At 38.5% G+C, this 18,499-nt stretch carries 15 protein-coding genes, 1 tRNA gene and 1 pseudogene; 6 read left to right on the top strand and 11 right to left on the bottom strand.

Annotation, left to right across the window (positions count from 1 at the left end; genetic code table 11):
• The first annotated feature begins 113 nt into the window (after positions 1-113).
• From ACPT9C_RS00400 to tsf, 3 genes are all read left to right on the top strand, one after another.
• Complete coding sequence (locus ACPT9C_RS00400; protein WP_005666039.1) at positions 114-878, top strand: class I SAM-dependent methyltransferase; 765 nt, start codon at positions 114-116, stop codon at positions 876-878.
• A gap of 177 nt (positions 879-1,055) precedes the next feature.
• Positions 1,056-1,778 (top strand): 30S ribosomal protein S2, encoded by a 723-nt coding sequence (gene rpsB / locus ACPT9C_RS00395; protein ID WP_005645552.1) that lies wholly within the window; start codon positions 1,056-1,058, stop codon positions 1,776-1,778.
• Positions 1,779-1,911: 133 nt separating this feature from the next.
• Positions 1,912-2,763: a translation elongation factor Ts gene (gene tsf, locus ACPT9C_RS00390; protein WP_005693261.1), complete on the top strand. Its 852-nt coding sequence runs from the start codon at positions 1,912-1,914 to the stop codon at positions 2,761-2,763.
• Positions 2,764-2,931: 168 nt separating this feature from the next.
• Here tsf and lpxD read toward each other — a convergent pair whose 3' ends face one another.
• The 6 genes from lpxD to uppS form a co-directional block, all read right to left on the bottom strand.
• Entirely contained in the window at positions 2,932-3,957 is a 1,026-nt protein-coding gene (gene lpxD / locus ACPT9C_RS00385; RefSeq protein ID WP_050948700.1) for a UDP-3-O-(3-hydroxymyristoyl)glucosamine N-acyltransferase, read from the bottom strand.
• A gap of 12 nt (positions 3,958-3,969) precedes the next feature.
• A complete protein-coding gene (locus tag ACPT9C_RS00380; RefSeq protein WP_048955027.1) occupies positions 3,970-4,563 on the bottom strand; it encodes an OmpH family outer membrane protein in 594 nt (197 codons plus the stop codon).
• Between the two features lie 107 nt (positions 4,564-4,670).
• Positions 4,671-7,067, bottom strand: a complete 2,397-nt coding sequence (gene bamA / locus ACPT9C_RS00375; RefSeq protein WP_118879792.1) for an outer membrane protein assembly factor BamA — start codon at positions 7,065-7,067, stop codon at positions 4,671-4,673.
• A 19-nt stretch (positions 7,068-7,086) separates the two neighbouring features.
• On the bottom strand, positions 7,087-8,418 hold the full coding sequence (gene rseP / locus ACPT9C_RS00370; RefSeq protein ID WP_050948698.1) for a sigma E protease regulator RseP: 1,332 nt from the start codon (positions 8,416-8,418) through the stop codon (positions 7,087-7,089).
• A 9-nt stretch (positions 8,419-8,427) separates the two neighbouring features.
• The gene (locus tag ACPT9C_RS00365) at positions 8,428-9,294 is read right to left on the bottom strand and encodes a phosphatidate cytidylyltransferase (protein ID WP_050948697.1); all 867 of its coding nucleotides are present in this window, start codon (positions 9,292-9,294) and stop codon (positions 8,428-8,430) included.
• A gap of 17 nt (positions 9,295-9,311) precedes the next feature.
• Positions 9,312-10,031, bottom strand: coding sequence for a polyprenyl diphosphate synthase (gene uppS / locus ACPT9C_RS00360; RefSeq protein WP_050948696.1), 720 nt, complete (start codon positions 10,029-10,031; stop codon positions 9,312-9,314).
• A gap of 248 nt (positions 10,032-10,279) precedes the next feature.
• On the opposite strand from uppS, the gene leuS reads away from it, so the two are divergent.
• From leuS to holA, 3 genes are all read left to right on the top strand, one after another.
• Positions 10,280-12,874 carry a leucine--tRNA ligase gene (gene leuS, locus ACPT9C_RS00355; protein WP_050948695.1) on the top strand — a complete coding sequence of 865 codons (2,595 nt, stop codon included), beginning with the start codon at positions 10,280-10,282 and terminating at the stop codon, positions 12,872-12,874.
• A gap of 95 nt (positions 12,875-12,969) precedes the next feature.
• Positions 12,970-13,473, top strand: coding sequence for an LPS assembly lipoprotein LptE (gene lptE, locus ACPT9C_RS00350; protein WP_038440296.1), 504 nt, complete (start codon positions 12,970-12,972; stop codon positions 13,471-13,473).
• A complete protein-coding gene (gene holA / locus ACPT9C_RS00345; protein WP_038440295.1) occupies positions 13,473-14,507 on the top strand; it encodes a DNA polymerase III subunit delta in 1,035 nt (344 codons plus the stop codon). The genes lptE and holA overlap by 1 nt, the downstream gene beginning before the upstream one ends.
• Before the next feature lie 70 nt (positions 14,508-14,577).
• On the opposite strand, the gene ACPT9C_RS00340 is transcribed toward holA, so the two are convergent.
• The 5 genes and pseudogenes from ACPT9C_RS00340 to glyQ form a co-directional block, all read right to left on the bottom strand.
• A tRNA-Ile gene (locus ACPT9C_RS00340) sits at positions 14,578-14,654 on the bottom strand.
• Between the two features lie 85 nt (positions 14,655-14,739).
• Positions 14,740-16,806, bottom strand: coding sequence for a glycine--tRNA ligase subunit beta (gene glyS, locus ACPT9C_RS00335; protein WP_061671269.1), 2,067 nt, complete (start codon positions 16,804-16,806; stop codon positions 14,740-14,742).
• A gap of 31 nt (positions 16,807-16,837) precedes the next feature.
• Positions 16,838-17,156: pseudogene (locus ACPT9C_RS00330) on the bottom strand (DUF559 domain-containing protein).
• Between the two features lie 23 nt (positions 17,157-17,179).
• On the bottom strand, positions 17,180-17,446 hold the full coding sequence (locus tag ACPT9C_RS00325) for a hypothetical protein (protein WP_050948693.1): 267 nt from the start codon (positions 17,444-17,446) through the stop codon (positions 17,180-17,182).
• A gap of 57 nt (positions 17,447-17,503) precedes the next feature.
• The gene (gene glyQ, locus ACPT9C_RS00320; RefSeq protein WP_005628151.1) at positions 17,504-18,412 is read right to left on the bottom strand and encodes a glycine--tRNA ligase subunit alpha; all 909 of its coding nucleotides are present in this window, start codon (positions 18,410-18,412) and stop codon (positions 17,504-17,506) included.
• Between the last annotated feature and the right edge of the window lie 87 nt (positions 18,413-18,499).

Raw genomic sequence — 18,499 nt, 5'->3', positions numbered from 1 at the left:
TTTTTATCTTTAGTGATATTTTTTATCTATAAAAATATTAAATTTTAACTTCTCGTTTAAGTATTTACTTTTGAGTGATTTAAATCACGTAAATTTTTATTTTAAGGCAATAAATGAATAATAAAATTAGTGTTTATGATAAAGATAATTTCTTTGAGCTTTATCAGAAACTCCGTGCAAATCCAATTAGCCTCAATGAAATTATCGAAAAGCCCACCATGCTTTCATTGTTGCCTAATTTAAAAGGGAAGAAATTACTCGATTTAGGCTGTGGTACGGGAGGGCATTTACAACTTTATTTAGAACGAGGGGCGGCTAAGGTAATTGGAACTGATCTTTCCGAAAAAATGCTCGAACAAGCTGAAAAAGATCTTCAAAAGTGCGGTCAATTTTCAGGGCGTTTTTCCTTATATCACTTACCAATAGAAAAATTAGCTGAGTTACCAGAAAGTCATTTCGATGTGATTACTAGCTCTTTTGCCTTTCATTATATTGAAAATTTTCCGACATTATTATCAACGATCCATGACAAACTCTCGTCTAATGGCACATTAATTTTCTCACAAGAACATCCGATAACTACCTGCCATAAAGAGGGAGAACGCTGGGAAAAAAATGACAAAAAACAGCAAGTCGCTTATCGTTTAAATCATTATCGAGAAGAGGGGAAACGCAATAGAAATTGGTTCAAACAACCTTTTCAAACCTATCATCGAACAACAGCAACAATTATCAATAATTTAATTCATGCAAGGTTTCAAATCGAGCAAATGGAAGAACCCATGCTTGCCGACCAACCGCAATGGCATAATGAATTTAAAGATTTATCACACAGACCACCATTGTTATTTATCAAAGCAAGAAAAGTGGAGAAATAAACAAAATAAACTGGTTTTTAACCGCACTTTATGGTATAAATCGCCCAGCTGTTTTTGCCTTTCAAAAGCAGCTTTTTAATTACTAACAACACACACATATCAACAAGGCTTAATCGGGGTGCCAAACGGTCGATTAGCTGATATGTGGAGGCTCAACCCCAACAAAAGGAAAATATTATGGCACAAGTTTCAATGCGCGACATGATCAACGCAGGCGTACACTTCGGACACCAAACTCGTTACTGGAACCCACAAATGAAACCTTTCATTTTTGGTGCTCGTAACGGTGTTCACATCATCAATCTTGAAAAAACTTTACCTTTATTCAACGAAGCTTTAGCGGAATTAACTCGCATTGCTAGCAACAACGGTAAAGTATTATTCGTTGGTACAAAACGTGCAGCGTCTGAAGCAGTTCAAGCAGCAGCATTAGATTGTCAGCAATATTACGTAAACCACCGTTGGTTAGGTGGTATGTTGACTAACTGGAAAACCGTTCGTCAATCAATTAAACGTTTAAAAGATTTAGAAACCCAATCTCAAGACGGTACTTTTGATAAATTAACCAAAAAAGAAGCGTTAATGCGTAGCCGTGAGATGGAAAAACTTGAATTAAGCCTTGGCGGTATCAAAGATATGGGTGGCTTACCAGATGCATTATTCGTTATCGGTGCGGACCACGAACATATCGCTGTTAAAGAAGCAAATAACCTAGGTATTCCTGTATTTGCTATCGTTGATACTAACTCAACACCAGCTGGCGTAGATTTCGTTATCCCTGGTAACGATGATGCGACTCGTGCTATCCAACTTTACGTTTCTGCAGCTGCAGCAGCGGTTAAAGAAGGTCGTGGTAACGAAGCTCAAGTTGCTGAAGAATTAGCAGCTGACGCAGAATAATTTAAGTTTTGCAATAAGGCGAAGCCCTTAATAATCAAGCGATTAATTGGCATAGGGGCTAAAATTTAGCCCCTATATTTTTATCTAAAAGTGCGGTCAAAATAAACCGCATTTTCGACAGAGGATTTTAAAAATGGCTGAAATCACAGCATCATTAGTAAAAGAACTTCGTGACCGTACTGGCGCAGGTATGATGGAATGTAAAAAAGCATTAGTTGAAGCAAACGGTGATATTGAGTTAGCAATCGACAATATGCGTAAATCTGGTCAAGCTAAAGCAGCTAAAAAAGCAGGCCGTGTTGCAGCTGAAGGTGTTATCCTTGCTCGTGTAGAAAATGGTTTCGGTGTATTAGTTGAAATGAACTGTGAAACTGACTTCGTAGCAAAAGATGCTGGTTTCTTAGGTTTAGCAAATGAAGTAACTGATTTCGCAGCAGCAAACAAAGGTACCACTATCGAAGCATTACAAGCGCAATTTGAAGAAAAACGTGCTGCATTAGTTGCTAAAATCGGTGAGAACATGAATATCCGTCGTGTTGCTTACTTAGATGGTCAAGTAATTGCACAATACTTACACGGTGCAAAAATTGGCGTATTAGTTGCGGGCGAAGGTTCTGCTGATGAACTGAAAAAAGTAGCAATGCACGTAGCTGCATCTAAACCTGAATTCGTGAACCCAGAAGATGTATCTGCTGAAGTGGTTGAACACGAACGCCAAATCCAAATCGATATTGCGATCAACTCTGGTAAACCAAAAGAAATCGCAGAGAAAATGGTTGAAGGTCGTATGAAGAAATTCACTGGTGAAGTTTCATTAACAGGTCAAGCATTTGTAATGGATCCTTCTGTATCTGTAGGGGATTTCTTAAAATCAGTAAATACTTCAGTTTCTAACTTCATTCGTTTAGAAGTAGGCGAAGGTATCGAGAAAAAAGAAGAAGATTTTGCTGCTGAAGTTGCAAAAATCACTGGCGGTAACGCATAATTCTTTAACGATAAAAAAATGTATGCTTGTAAGCCCAATTTAAAGTTGGGCTTATTTATTTTTAAAAGAATTTCAACTTATTTCGTTAAGTAAATTTATACGCATAAAAATCTGCATTTTAATCAGTTATTAAACTTTTAAAATGCAGATTAAATGATGGGGTATCAATTAAGAAATTTTCTTTTCTAATGCTTTTAGGCGTTTATGTATGCCATCAATGCCTAATGTTAGAGCTGCCGTTTTACGCCACTCTTTATTTGTTTGTAATGGGATACCAGAGGAATATACGCCCGGTTCTGTGATTGGACGCATTACCATTCCCATTCCAGTAATGGTTACTTTATCACAAATTTCCATATGACCATTAATCACACTTGCACCACCAATTAAGCAATAGCGACCAACAGTTAAGCTACCTGCCATAATAACGCCACCCGCAACCGCTGTACCAGTGCCGATATGAACATTATGTGCAATTTGACAAAGGTTATCGATAATCACGTTATCTTCAATAATCGTTGCATCTAATGCGCCTCTATCAATACAGGTATTCGCACCAATCTCAACGTTATTACCAATTATTACTTGCCCTACTTGTGGAATTTTAACCCAACGACCACGATCATTTGCGTAACCAAAACCATCACTACCGATAACTGTTCCTGATTGAATTAGGCAATTTGTGCCAATCTCAACATTATGGTAAACAGTGACATTAGCCCAGAGCTGAGTGCCTGAACCAATTTTGGTATTTTTACCAACAAAGCAATTTGCACCAATGATCACGTTATCACCTAGTACAACACCTTCTTCAATCACTGCGTTCGCACCAATAGATACATTTTCGCCCAATAAAACGTCATCAAAAATGACCGCACTTTTTGCGATTCCTTGTGCCGCTTTTGGCGTGCTATCCATATATTGAGCTAAAATTGCGTAAGCCATATAAGGATCTTTAACAATAAGTAAATTGCTTTCTGGAGAACAGTGTTCAACATCCTCTTCAGATACAACCAAAATCCCTGCTTTAGAATCTTTCAATAATGCACGAAATTTTACGTTAGAAATAAAAGTGAGTTGATTTGATTGGGCTTTATCGAGAGGAGCGATATTCTCAACAACAACATCGGCGTTACCGCGAACGGTAGCGCCGATTTGAGTTGCCAATTCTTGTAAAGAATAGGATTTTTGCATTATGAGAACCTATTATTTTTTCTCTTGTGCTTTTTCAGAAGCAGGGATAGATTTTAATACTTCTTCAGTAATGTCTTTACCCTCTACCGCAAATACAACTGAATTTGCATCAAGCACATAAGTATAACCTTTTGCTTTTGCTAAATTATTTGTCGCAGTTTGAATGCTATCTAATAATTTACCACGTTCTTCAGCTTGACGTTTTTCATTTTGAGCTTGGAATTCTTGAACTTTTTTATCTTGTTCTTGCATTAATTTTTGTAATCCAGCATCTTCAGTCGCGCCTAATTTATTAATTTCCTCTTGGCGTTTTTGAATATCAGCTTGACGTAAGCGAGGTGCATCTTTTTCTAAAGCCGCAACTTTTGCTTCTACTTTTTTACGAGCAGCTGCAATTTTATCATCAACTTCTTTTTTACTCGCTGCTAATTTCTCAGCTACAGGTTTAAATTCAGCATCAAGTTTATCTGCTACCGCTTGGCGATCTGGGTGATGTTGAAAAATATAACCTGCATTAATGAAAGCAATTTTTTCTTCAGCGGAAGCATAGCCTGAAGCAAGTGCAATACCTAAAGCAAGTGCGGTTACTTTTGCGATGTTTTTCATTTGATAAATATCCTTAATTAAATGATGGTTTTAATATTTTCTCTGCCCAATTAAATTAGACAGAGAACGTTGTTTTTGAGTTCTGATGAAGAAAAAAGTTCAATTTATTAGAAAGAACCTCCAATACTAAATTGGAACTGTTCGACATCATCATTTTCATATTTTTTAATTGGTTTGGCATAAGAGAATACCAATGGACCAATAGGAGATTGCCATTGGAATCCGACACCTGTAGAGGCACGAATACGGCTTGATTTGCCATAATCAGGCAATTTTTTTAATACTTCGCTATTTAATCCATTTTTATCTGATTTCCATTTAGTATTCCAAACACTTGCCGCATCAACAAATAAGGAGGTTCGGACTGTGTTCTGCCCCTTATCGCTCACAAACGGTGTTGGTACAATAAGTTCTGCACTCGCAGTTGTGATTGCATTACCACCAATCACATCAGAACTTATCTTATTAAAATCACCATTACCATTACCGCTACCATTTTGAGCGGCATAAATTGCATTAGGCCCAATACTACCATAAGCAAAACCACGCAATGAACCGATGCCACCCGCTGTATAAGTTTGATAGAACGGTAAACGCTTGTTTCCAAAACCATTTGCATATCCTGCAGATGCTTTTGCAGATACAACCCAGAGGTGATCTCTGTCTAATGGGTAGAAACCCTGTACATCTGCACTTAGTTTGTAGTATTTGTTATCAGAACCTGGAATAGTAACTCGTCCACCAAGACTTGCTTTAACCCCTTTAGTTGGGAAATAGCCTCTATTAAGGCTGTTATAGTTCCAACCAAAAGAAAAATCAAAGTCATTTGTTTTAATGCCATTACCTTTAAATTTCATTGATTGAATATATAAATTACGGTTATATTCTAGAGCAAAGTTACTAATTTTATTATAGGTATGGCCTAATCCTACATAATAGGAGTTATTTTCATTTACAGGGAAACCTAAAGTAACATTACTTCCATAAGTCGTACGCTTATAGTTAGAGGATGTATCACTTTTAGAGTTATCGTAGTTTTCAAAGAAAACATTTCCACCAAGACTTACACCATCTTTAGTAAAATAGGGCTCGGTATAACCCAAATTGACACTCGTACCATAATCATTTTTCGTACCAGCTATACTTACTGCCGCCCCTGTTCCCAAGAAATTATCTTGTTTAACACTTGCTTGATAACTAATACCACTCTCTGTACCGTAACCAATACCAAAGTTGATACTACCCGTGTTACGTTCTTTGACTTTATATACGACATCTACTTCATCATTACTACCATTGATAGGATCAATTCGGTTTTCGACTGTTTCGAAGAAACCTGTACGATCTAAGCGAATTTTTCCTAACTCAACTAATTGTGAATTATACCAAGTTCCTTCTTGTTGGCGCATTTCCTGACGTAAAGTACTATCAGCAGAAACGGTATTTCCTTCAAAGCGAAGTTGGCGAACAGTTAAACGTCGTCCAGCATCAACAACAAAGGTTATCGCTAATGTTTTATTTGCATCATCAAAATCAGGTACTGAATTTACCATTGTGCTACCGTAACCGCGTTCTCCAAGTTTTGCTTTAATTGCATTTTCTACATCTGCAATATCACTACGGCGGAAAGTATCATTTAAATGTAATGCTGAAAGTAAAGGTTCAAGCTCGGCAGACATACCTCCCAGATTACCTATAATGCGTGCACTACGAAGGTCATACTGTAAACCTTCATTTACATCAATGGTTACATTAACTTTTGTTTTTTCATCATTTAGCTGAACATCCGTTTTAGTAATTTGTGCTTTGGCATAGCCATTATTTAAATAATAATCACGAATTGACTGCAAATCTTTCTCGAATTGCGCACCTTCAAATTTATTTCCCCATAATTTCCACCAAGAATCAGGTTGTAATTCCATTTGTTCTTGTAATGTACTGCTACTAACAGATTCGTTCCCCTTGAAAGTTAATGATGCCAATTTTGCTTTATCATCTTCATTGATTTGAATTAAAATTTCAGCGCGATTATTTGGTAGCGTATTGACAATAGGTTCAACGGTTGCGTTATAGCGACCTACACTTGCATAGTGCTCTTTTACACTTTTGGCAAATTCATTTAATTTTTCTCGAATTAAAACATCGCCAACTTTAAACCCGTTAGCATCTAAGTTTTGTTTAAGTGCTTCAGTGGGAATAACAGAGTTACCTTTGATTTTAACATCTGAAATGATCGATTTAGCCACAACGCTAACAACAAGCACATCGCCTTCTTGATGCGCTTTCACATCATCGAATCGACCACTTACGAATAAAGAGCGGACAATATTAGCCACATCATTGTCAGTCACACGCTGACCAGCACGAACAGGTAAACTTGCTCGGATTTGTTGTTCTAAGTCACCTTGAACACCATCCACACGAATATCTTTTGCCACAAAAGGTGCGGCAAACACAGTCGTTGTCGTACCGAATAATAAACTTGCGATTAGAAGTTTTTTCATCGATTGTATCCTATATAAATTATAGACGTAAAAAATCATTAAATAATGCAAACACCGTTAAGCTTAATAACAGTGCTGCGCCAATTCGATAACAGATGCTTTGCACCCGCTCAGAAACAGGTTTTCCTTTAACAGCTTCCATTGTTAAAAAAACTAAATGACCGCCATCTAATACTGGTAATGGAAATAAATTCATAATCCCTAAATTTACACTAATCAATGCCATAAAACTTAAAAAATACACCAATCCAATATTTGCTGATGCACCAGCACCTTTTGCAATAGAAATTGGCCCACTTAAATTATTTAATGACAAATCGCCAGTAAGTAATTTCCCTAATATTTTCAAGGTTAAAAGGGAAAGCTGCCCTGTTTTTTCAATGCCTTTTTGTAAAGATTCAAGAATACCATATTTTAATTCAGTACGGTATTCATCCGCTAATTTTGTTAAGGTTGGGCTAACTCCTACAAACCATTTGCCATTTTGGTTACGCACTGGAGTCAGGGCTTTGTCAAATGTTTCGCCATTACGTTCAACTTTAATAGAAAAAGATTCGCCTTGTTCGACCTGTTTTACAAAATTTTGCCAACTAAGTGCGGTGAAATTTTCTGTTAAAATTTTGTCTCCTATTTGTAAACCCGCTTTCTCCGCTGGAGAAGCCTGAACAACTTTAGAAAGTACCATTTCCACTTTTGAATGAATTGGAACAATCCCTAAAGCAGCGAACGCACTTTCTTTTTCAGGATCGAATGTCCAATTTGTAAGATTTAAAGTCCGTTGTTGCTCAATATTAGAATTGAAAGGAGAAAGGGTAATCTCAACATTAGGCTCCCCCATTTTTGTGGCAAGTAGCATATTGATGGTTTCCCAATCTTGAGTTTCTTCGCCATCAATTGTCAGAATTTGCGTATTGGGTTCAATGTGGGCTTGTGCTGCGATTGAGTTTGGCGTTATCGATTCAATCACTGGTTTAACACTTGGCATTCCATAAAAGTAGATTACCCAATAGGCAAAAATTGCAAAAATAAAATTAGCTAAAGGGCCTGCAATAATTACAAATGACCGTTGTAATACGCTTTTACTGTCAAATGCCTGTGACTTTTGCTCTGCAGGAACTACTTCATTACGTCCATCAAGCATTTTTACATAGCCGCCTAAAGGAATCATTGAAACCGCAAATTCTGTACCCTGTTTATCGATACGTTTCCAAATTACCTTACCAAAACCAATTGAAAAACGATGGACTTTTATACCGCACTTTCTCGCTGCCCAAAAGTGACCATATTCGTGAACGGATACTAATACAGCAATAGCAATGATAAAAGAACCTAGTGACCACAAAAATGACATTCAAAATCCTTATAACACAAAGAAATAGAAATAGCTGAAAAAAGGTATTGCAGCAGTCAAGCTATCAATACGATCTAATACACCACCGTGACCTGGAATTAATTGACTGCTGTCTTTCACACCAGACTCACGCTTGAACATACTTTCAGTTAAATCGCCCAATACTGAAATTGCAACTGTGGCTACAGAAAGAATGATAAATCCAGTAATATTTCGATCTCCTACTAAAGTATCGCCAGAGAAATGAATAAAGATAAAAGCAAGCACTAACGCTGTAATTAAGCCGCCAATGACCCCTTCCCAGCTTTTACCTGGAGATACTTTAGGGGCAAGTTTACGTTTACCAAAGGCGCGTCCGCTAAAATAAGCACCAGAATCAGCCGCCCAAACAAGTACAAATACGTAAAGTAATAAAAATAATCCGTGATAAGGATTATTGGTATAGTGTTCTAAACGTAAACGTAATACACCTGCGATAAAGGGAATCAACGTAGAAAAGGCAAATAAAAGTTGTAAAAGTGGATTTTTAGACCAAAATTTAGCTGATTTAGGATAACTGATTACTAGCAATAAAGCTAAGCCCCACCAGCTTACAGCATTTATCAATAAAAGCTGAATATGTTGTTCAAACACACGCCCTGCATTTAAATAGTTACCCTCAGTATAGAGCCATAAGAAGATAAATACGCCTAAAAAGGTAGTCACAAAAAAACGTATCAAAGGTTGTTTAAGACGAGCAAATTGAGTCCATTCCCAGATCCCCAAAGCAGCTACCATACCTAACGCAAGGGCAAAATAAAAAGGTGTGAATAAAAATAGTGCACATAAAACTGCAGCAATTAACACAATAGCAGATAAAACTCGTTGTTTAAGCATAATTTTAATCCGTTGAATTATTCTGTCCCACCAAAACGGCGATGACGTTGTTGATAACTTGCAATAGCACGATTAAATTCTAATTGATTAAAATCGGGCCAAAGTACATCGGAAAAATATAATTCGGCATAGGCAATTTGCCATAATAAAAAGTTGCTTATGCGCTGTTCTCCACTGGTGCGAATTAATAAATCTACAGGTGGTGCATTTTGCGTTGCAAGATGATGTTGAAACGTCGAGTTATTAATATCTGAAACTGACATTTCTTCTTTTTTAACTTTTTCTGCAATTTGTTTAGCTGCTTGAACAATATCCCAACAACCGCCGTAATTTGCCGCAATATTGAGCGTAAGTGCGGTATTTTTTTCTGTTAAATTTTCCGCTTTTTTGATTTTTTCTTGTAAAGTTTCACTAAAACGAGATACATCGCCAATAATTTTCAGACAAATATTATTTTTATGTAATTTTTTTACTTCTCGATCTAAGGCTTGCATAAAAAGTGACATTAACGCGCTGATTTCTTGTTCTGGGCGACTCCAATTTTCGCTACTAAAGGCATAAAGTGTGAGCACTTTCACACCGATTTGTCGTGCATAAGCCACTGCCTTGCGTACTGCAGTAACGCCATTGGTGTGTCCAAAAATTCGCATTTTATTTTTCTGTTTTGCCCAACGCCCATTACCATCCATAATAATGGCAATGTGTTTTGGAATATTGTTTTGATCGAGTTCTATCATTATTTTTATTATAAAAAGATCCCTATAAATTCGGTTGTGAACTATATCATAAGTTGTATTTGCTTGCTATGAATTCCTTTGTTCGAATCTGCTCTGTAAAAATTGAAAATTTATTGTGAAAAACAACTAAAAAAATCACCGCACTTTTATTTCTCTCCCTATTAATTTTTGCCGTTTTACGGTATTCTATGCCACATTTTCTATTGTCAAAATGCTGCAAAAGTGCGGTTAAAATTTAAGGTGATTTTATGCAAGAACAATATCGCCCCGATATGATCGAACCAAAGGTTCAACAATATTGGGCAGAAAATAAAGTTTTCAAAGCAATCAAAGCAATCAAAGACGAATCTAAAGAAAAATATTATTGTCTTTCTATGTTCCCATATCCATCAGGTCGCCTGCATATGGGGCATGTGCGTAACTACACTATTGGCGATGTAATTTCTCGTTATCAACGTATGCTAGGTAAAAACGTATTGCAACCATTTGGTTGGGATGCTTTCGGCTTACCGGCAGAAGGTGCGGCGATCAAAAATAAAACTGCGCCTGCTAAATGGACATACGAAAACATTGCCTACATGAAAAAACAACTTCAGCTTTTAGGCTTTGGTTTCGACTGGGATCGTGAAATCGCAACCTGTAAACCAGAATACTACAAATGGGAACAATGGTTCTTCACAGAGCTTTACAAAAAAGGCTTGGTGTACAAAAAAACCTCAACCGTAAACTGGTGTCCAAATGATGAAACCGTACTCGCAAACGAGCAAGTACACGAAGGTTGTTGCTGGCGTTGTGATACACCTGTGGAACAAAAAGAAATCCCACAATGGTTTATCAAAATTACTGACTATGCAGAGCAATTATTAGGTGGTTTAGATACCCTTCCACAATGGCCAGACATGGTAAAAACCATGCAGCGTAACTGGATTGGTCGTTCTGAAGGGGTAGAAATTACTTTTGATGTTGCAGACACAAACGAAAAAGTAGCAGTTTACACTACACGTCCAGATACCTTTTACGGCGTGAGTTATTTAGGCATTGCAGCGGCACATCCATTAGCAAGTTTGGCAGCTCAAAATAATCCTGAATTAGCCGCCTTTATCCAAGAAGCAAAAAATGCCAAAGTGGCAGAAGCTGATCTTGCGACAATGGAGAAAAAAGGAATGGCAACGGGCTTATTTGCTATTCATCCATTGACGGGGGAAAAATTACCAATTTGGGTTGCGAATTTCGTATTAATGCACTACGGCACAGGGGCTGTCATGGCGGTTCCAGCTCACGACCAACGTGACTTTGAATTTGCTCAAAAATACAGTTTGCCAATTAAACAAGTGATCGCACCGCTTGCAGATGAAGAAATTGATTTAACTAAACAAGCTTTCGTTGAACACGGCAAACTCGTTAATTCAGCTGAATTTGATGGTAAAGACTTTGATGGTGCATTCAACGGTATCGCGGATAAATTAGAAAAATTAGGTGTTGGAAAACGTCAAGTTAATTACCGTTTACGTGACTGGGGTGTTTCTCGCCAACGTTATTGGGGAGCACCAATTCCGATGCTAACCCTTGAAAATGGCGATGTAGTACCTGCACCAATAGAAGATTTACCCATTATTCTTCCTGAAGATGTGGTAATGGATGGCGTGAAAAGCCCAATTAAAGCGGATCCAAACTGGGCGAAAACCACTTTCAACGGTGTACCTGCATTAAAAGAAACGGATACCTTTGATACCTTTATGGAATCCTCTTGGTATTACGCGCGCTACACTTGTCCACAATATCAAAATGGCATGCTTGATGCGGAAGAAGCAAACTATTGGTTACCAGTGGATCAATATATCGGTGGTATTGAACATGCAACAATGCACTTGCTCTACTTCCGTTTCTTCCACAAATTGTTACGCGATGCAGGATTTGTAACCAGTGAGGAACCAGCCGATAAATTATTATGTCAAGGTATGGTGCTTGCAGATGCTTTCTACTACACCAGCCCAACCAACGAGCGTATTTGGGTAAGCCCAACCCAAGTGACCCTTGAGCGTGATGAAAAAGGCAGAATTATTAAAGCCACCGATCCTGAAGGGCGTGAACTAGTCCACAGTGGCATGACCAAAATGTCGAAATCTAAAAATAACGGTATTGACCCACAAGAAATGGTAGAAAAATATGGTGCCGATACTGTTCGTCTCTTTATGATGTTTGCCTCTCCAGCAGAAATGACCTTGGAATGGCAAGAATCTGGCGTAGAAGGTGCGAAACGTTTCTTAGGACGTGTTTGGAATTTGGTATATCAATATCAACAGAATCCAGCAAAAACTAGCCTAGATATCACCGCACTTTCAGCCGCGCAAAAATCGCTTCGTCGTGAAGTACATAAAACAATTGCGAAAGTGAGTGATGATATTGGTCGTCGTCAAACATTTAATACTGCGATTGCAGCAGTAATGGAGTTGATGAATAAACTGACTAAGGCTTCCTTAGAAAGCGATCAAGATCGAGCAGTCATGGCGGAAGCATTAAGTGCAGTTGTTCGCATGCTTTATCCAATTACGCCACATATCTGTTTTGAATTATGGCAAGCTCTTGGCAATGAAAGTGCTATTGATACCGCAGAATGGGTAAAAGCCGACGAAGATGCAATGGTAGAAGACGAAAAACTTATTGTGGTACAAGTAAACGGTAAGGTTCGTGGCAAAGTTACCGTTGCGGCAGATGCAGATGAAGAAACAGTCAAAACGATTGCTTTCGCGGATGAAAATGTGAAGAAATTTGTTGATAATCAACATATTGTCAAAGTGATTTATGTCGCAGGTAAATTATTAAACGTAGTAGTGAAACCATAATACGTGGGGTGTGTGAATTCAAAATTCACGCACCATTTTTTATACGTACGTGAAATATTTACATTTTACACGTCCTACAATTAAAGGTAGTTTTTATGATCAAATCAATCAAGACTTTACTGCTTATCGCAACATTAGCAATTCTTTCTGCTTGCGGTTGGCATTTTCAACAGTCGGTTACTATGCCAAATGAATGGCGAACATTAGCCCTTGAAAGTGATGACCCTTATAATGATTTCACTGTTATTATGCGTCGCAAGTTACAGGAAAATCAGGTTAATATTGTTAATGTAAAACAAAATATTCCCATTTTACGTATTAATAAACAGATTACTTCAGATCAAGTCGCATCTATTTTTAAGCACGGACGTGAAGCAGAAAAACTTTTAATATTGGAAGTTGAAGCCACTTTTCGCCTTGCTAATGGCGAAAGCTATCCAATCAATGCGAAAGTAAACCGTACTTTCTTTGATAATGCACGTGCAGCATTAGCCAAATCAGAAGAACGTGAGGTAATTTGGAATGATATGCGCGAGCAAGTAGCGCGTCAATTAATCGTAAAAATAATTGCGTTACAAAATCAAATAAAAAGCAAATAATGAACCGTATTTTTCCAGAGCAACTAAATTATAATCTTGCTCAAGGTTTAGCTAGAGTTTATCTTTCGCATGGGCAAGATCCTTTATTACTTAGTGAAACTGAGGATACTATTTGTCAAGTGGCAAACCAGCAAGGTTTTGATGAAAAAAATAGCATTCAGGTTGATAGCCAAACTGATTGGGTGCAACTTATAGAATCTTGTCAATCTATGGGGTTATTTTTTAGTAAACAAATACTAAGCTTGAATTTACCTGAAAATTTCACCGCACTTTTGCAGAAAAACCTGCAAGAACTTATATCCGTATTGAATAAAGATGTCTTGCTTATTTTACAGGTAGCAAAATTGACTAAAGCGATTGAAAAGCAAGCGTGGTTTATTGCACTTAATCAATATGAACCAAATGTAATACTGATAAATTGTCAAACACCGACGGTAGAAAACTTGCCACGTTGGGTAAAAAATCGTACTAAAGCAATGGGATTAGATGCCGATAATGAAGCAATTCAACAACTTTGTTATAGTTATGAAAATAACCTGTTCGCTCTTAAACAAGCTCTGCAGCTTTTAGATTTGCTCTATCCTGATCATAAACTTAACTACAATCGTGTCATTAGCGCGGTGGAACAATCCTCAATTTTTACACCATTTCAATGGATTGATGCTTTGCTAGTGGGAAAAGCAAATCGTGCTAAACGTATTTTAAAAGGTTTACAAGCTGAAGATGTGCAACCTGTTATTTTATTACGCACACTACAGCGAGAATTATTTACGTTGCTTGAACTCACAAAACCACAGCAACGTATTATGACAACGGAAAAACTTCCAACTCAACAAATTAAGGCTGAATTTGATCGTCTAAAAATCTGGCAAAATCGCCGACCGCTCTTTTTAAGTGCAATTCAACGTTTAACCTACCAAAAGCTCTACGAAATTATCCAAGAACTCGCCAATATTGAACGCCTTGCTAAACAAGAATTTAGCGATGAAGTGTGGATTAAACTCGCTGATTTATCTGTGAAAATTTGTTTGTAGTCACAAGGCAAATAAAATAGACAATATTGAAATAAGATTTTTGATAAAAAAGAGATTTTTTGCTGGAAAATGGTCCCCCCTACCGGACTTGAACCAGTGACCAAGCGATTATGAGTCGCCTGCTCTAACCGACTGAGCTAAGGGGGGGAAGTGCGGTAATTATAGAGAAATAATCACTTGAAGTCTATAAAAGAAGGGATGATTGACGAAAAATCAACCATCCCTTTTTACATTATTGAAGCACTGAAATATCAGCTACTTGTAAGAACAAGCCTTGCAACGTGTTTAAAATCGCTAAGCGGTTTTGGCGTAACGCTGGATCTTCAGCATTTACCATCACGTTGTCGAAGAAGTTATCCACAGGCGTGCGGAGGTTGGCAAGTTTATCCAACACAGCAGTGTAATCGCCTTGTGCGATAAGCGGTTGTACTTCAGTGCGTAATGCAAGCACTGCTTCAGCAAGGGCTTTTTCTGCTGGCTCTACGCAAGCGGTCAAATTGATCTCACCAATTGCAGCATCCGCTTTCGCTAAGATGTTGCTGACACGTTTGTTTGCTGCCGCTAACGCTTCCGCTGAATCTAACGTGCGGAAGTGTGAAACCGCACGCACTCGCGCATCAAAGTCTGCTGGACGAGTTGGACGACGTGCTAATACCGCTTGAATCACATCCACTGCAATGCCTTCATCTTGATACCACGCACGGAAACGCCCGAGCATAAAGTCCACGACATCAGTAACCACATTTTGATTCGTGAGTTTATCGCCAAAAAGTGCGGCTGATTTTTTCACTAAATCTTCTAAATCCAGTGGTAAATTTTTCTCTACAATAATACGTAACGTACCTAATGCCGCACGACGCAATGCAAATGGGTCTGCACTTCCTTTTGGTGCTTGGCCGATGCCGAAAATACCAGTTAAGGTGTCAAATTTATCCGCTAAGGCGACCGCACTTGCCACCAAAGATTTAGGTAATTCATCGCCGGCAAAACGTGGCATATATTGTTCGTTTAATGCCACTGCGACTTCTTCATCTTCGCCATCGTGACGTGCATAGTGCATACCCATTACACCTTGTGTATCAGTGAATTCGAATACCATGTTGGTCATTAAGTCACATTTTGACAGTAAACCTGCACGTTTTGCTTTCGCTTCGTCTGCCCCGATTTGTTTTGCAATTTCGCCTGCTAGCTGCTCAATACGATCTGTTTTGTCTTTCAATGTACCCAGTTTTTGTTGGAACAATACGGTTTCTAAACGCGGTAAACGATCAACCAGTTTTTGTTTTAAGTCCGTTTTGAAGAAGAATTCCGCATCAGTTAAACGTGGACGAACCACTTTTTCGTTCCCTTCAATAATCGCGGTTGGATCTTCTGGGTTGATGTTCGAGACAAAAATAAAGTGCGGTAATAATTTGCCGTCTTTGTCATAAATTGGGAAGTATTTTTGGTCGCCTTTCATGGTGTAAACCAAGGCTTCCGCAGGCACTGCTAAGAAACGTTCTTCAAATTTTGCCGCTAACACATTTGGGTATTCCACCAACGAAGTCACTTCTTCAAGCAAGCTTTCTTCAATGTCAGCCACGCCACCAAGTGCGGTCGCTTTTGCTTGAGATTTTGCCAAAATTTCTGCTTTACGCTCGTTGAAATTAGCCACTACAGAACCTTTTTCACGCAATAATTGCGGATATTGATCTGCATGTTGAATTTCAAATTCTTTCTCGCCTAAGAAACGGTGGCCGCGAATAGTGCGCGCACTTGCCACACCTAAAATTTCACCTTCGATTAACTCATCGCCCAAAAGCATGGTCACAGTGTGAACTGGGCGAATAAATTGCACGGTTTTATCTGCCCAACGCATTGGTTTTGGAATTGGCAATTTAGCCAACGCATTTGCCACAATGTCATTAAGCAAGTTTTTGGTCGGTTGACCTTCAATTTTCGCACGATGAACAAGCCATTCGCCTTTATCAGTGGCAATGCGTTCTGCTTGCTCAACGGTGATACCACAGCCACGCGCCCAACCTTCAGCCGCTTTGGTTGGCTTACCTTCCGCGTCAAAAGCGGCTGACACGGCAGGCCCGCGTTTTTCGATTTCTTTGCTTGGCTGTTGTATGGCTAAGTTCAACGCTTTCACTGCCAAACGACGCGGCGCTGCAAACCATTCGATTTTGTCGAAGGTTAAACCTGCTTGATTTAATTCCGCTTCAACGTTATCCGCAAAAGAGGTCGCTAATGTTTTGAGAGCTTTTGGTGGCAGCTCTTCCGTGCCGATTTCTACTAGGAAGTTTTGGGTTGTCATTTTGTTTCTCTTATTTAAAAATTCTGTAGATTTAAATTCTTATTTTCTTCGTTATCACTTCATTCTTTCTCAATCGCATTACTGTAAAACTCAGTGAATTTAATTCTGCATTTCGTAACGCGTCTTTTTTCTGATAATCAGGTTCATAGTGCCGGCTAGCATTCGATAACCAGCTTTGTTTTCGCACAATAAAAATCAAAGATATAACTTAAAAGTGGCTTTTGTCGATTAAATCGAAATCCTAATAATTGATCTCGATTGATACGTTGCCATAATTTTCTTTCCGCATCCGTTTGATCCACTCGCAATTTCTGCGAATTCAGCTTTAAGTATTTTTCATAGGGTTGCATGAAAACCGCTATTCTATTTTTTCCTAGAACTCAAAAATCGTGTTTAACTTTGATGGATCTAAAACAACATCGCCATTTGGTAATAACAACGCAGGAATGCCTAAATAGCCATTTGCTTTCGAGTTATCAAATTCTGCATTACTATCGCGTAAACGAATGAATTGTTTGAGGTTAGGTAATGAAGTCATAATTTCTACTTCATCGTAATCCACACCTAAGCGATCCAACTCCGCGATAAATGGTGCGGTATCTGGGCATGTTTCTGCATAAAAAAGAATGGGTTTGTTCATTTTGCTCTCCTAAAGTGCGGTCAAATTTCACCGCACTTTTGTGAATTTGTTTAAGCCTTATTTTTTACAACCAGGGAAACCCAAGGCTTCACGGCTTGCATAATAGGCTTCCGCCACACCTTTGGTTAAGGCACGAATGCGTAAAATATAGCGTTGGCGTTCGGTTACCGAAATTGCTTTACGTGCATCTAACAAGTTGAAGCTGTGTGCCGCTTTCAAAATACGCTCGTAAGCTGGCAATGGTAACGGTTTTTCTAGGGCTAATAACTCTTGTGCTTCTTTTTCGTATTGATCGAAGCAGTAGAATAAGAAATCGGTGTTTGCGTGTTCAAAGTTATAGGTTGATTGCTCAACTTCGTTTTGATGGAAAACATCGCCATAAGTGGTTTTGCCTAATGGGCCGTCAGACCAAACTAAGTCATATACAGAATCTACGCCTTGAATGTACATGGCTAAACGCTCTAAACCGTAAGTCACTTCGCCCGTGACAGGTTTACATTCTAAACCGCCCACTTGTTGGAAATAGGTAAACTGGGTTACTTCCATACCGTTTAACCATACTTCCCAGCCTAAGCCCCAAGCACCTAATGTTGGGTTTTCCCAGTTATCTTCCACAAAACGAATATCGTTTTTGGTCGGATCGAAACCAAGCATTTCAAGTGAACCTAAATAAAGTTCTTGAATGTTATCTGGAGAAGGTTTGATCACTACTTGGAATTGGTAGTAGTGTTGTAAACGGTTTGGGTTTTCGCCATAGCGACCGTCTGTCGGGCGGCGTGAAGGTTGCACATAAGCAAATGCCATCGGCTCAGGGCCTAAGGCTCGTAATGCGGTCATTGGGTGAGAGGTACCTGCACCCACTTCCATATCAAAAGGTTGTACAATGGTGCAGCCTTGGTTTGCCCAATATTCTTGCAGGGCTAAAATCATACCTTGGAATGTTTTTACGTTAAATTTTGTGCTCATAATCGTTGATCTAATGTGATTAAAAATATTGGCATTATACTTGAATCCGTAAAACGGATAAAGACGAAAAAATGCAGTTGAAAATCA

Source organism: Haemophilus sp. HN_Hi16, from assembly GCF_049823435.1.
GTDB classification, from domain to species: Bacteria; Pseudomonadota; Gammaproteobacteria; order Enterobacterales; family Pasteurellaceae; genus Haemophilus; species Haemophilus influenzae_D.
This window is presented reverse-complemented; position numbering and strand designations above follow the sequence as displayed.

Excerpts from the sequence above, each read along its gene's own strand:
- ACPT9C_RS00400 (WP_005666039.1), top strand. The coding sequence starts at position 114 with ATGAATAATAAAATTAGTGTTTATGATAAAGATAATTTCTTTGAGCTT.
- rpsB (WP_005645552.1), top strand. The coding sequence starts at position 1,056 with ATGGCACAAGTTTCAATGCGCGACATGATCAACGCAGGCGTACACTTC.
- tsf (WP_005693261.1), top strand. The coding sequence starts at position 1,912 with ATGGCTGAAATCACAGCATCATTAGTAAAAGAACTTCGTGACCGTACT.
- lpxD (WP_050948700.1), bottom strand. The coding sequence starts at position 3,957 with ATGCAAAAATCCTATTCTTTACAAGAATTGGCAACTCAAATCGGCGCT.
- ACPT9C_RS00380 (WP_048955027.1), bottom strand. The coding sequence starts at position 4,563 with ATGAAAAACATCGCAAAAGTAACCGCACTTGCTTTAGGTATTGCACTT.
- bamA (WP_118879792.1), bottom strand. The coding sequence starts at position 7,067 with ATGAAAAAACTTCTAATCGCAAGTTTATTATTCGGTACGACAACGACT.
- rseP (WP_050948698.1), bottom strand. The coding sequence starts at position 8,418 with ATGTCATTTTTGTGGTCACTAGGTTCTTTTATCATTGCTATTGCTGTA.
- ACPT9C_RS00365 (WP_050948697.1), bottom strand. The coding sequence starts at position 9,294 with ATGCTTAAACAACGAGTTTTATCTGCTATTGTGTTAATTGCTGCAGTT.
- uppS (WP_050948696.1), bottom strand. The coding sequence starts at position 10,031 with ATGATAGAACTCGATCAAAACAATATTCCAAAACACATTGCCATTATT.
- leuS (WP_050948695.1), top strand. The coding sequence starts at position 10,280 with ATGCAAGAACAATATCGCCCCGATATGATCGAACCAAAGGTTCAACAA.
- lptE (WP_038440296.1), top strand. The coding sequence starts at position 12,970 with ATGATCAAATCAATCAAGACTTTACTGCTTATCGCAACATTAGCAATT.
- holA (WP_038440295.1), top strand. The coding sequence starts at position 13,473 with ATGAACCGTATTTTTCCAGAGCAACTAAATTATAATCTTGCTCAAGGT.
- glyS (WP_061671269.1), bottom strand. The coding sequence starts at position 16,806 with ATGACAACCCAAAACTTCCTAGTAGAAATCGGCACGGAAGAGCTGCCA.
- ACPT9C_RS00325 (WP_050948693.1), bottom strand. The coding sequence starts at position 17,446 with ATGAACAAACCCATTCTTTTTTATGCAGAAACATGCCCAGATACCGCA.
- glyQ (WP_005628151.1), bottom strand. The coding sequence starts at position 18,412 with ATGAGCACAAAATTTAACGTAAAAACATTCCAAGGTATGATTTTAGCC.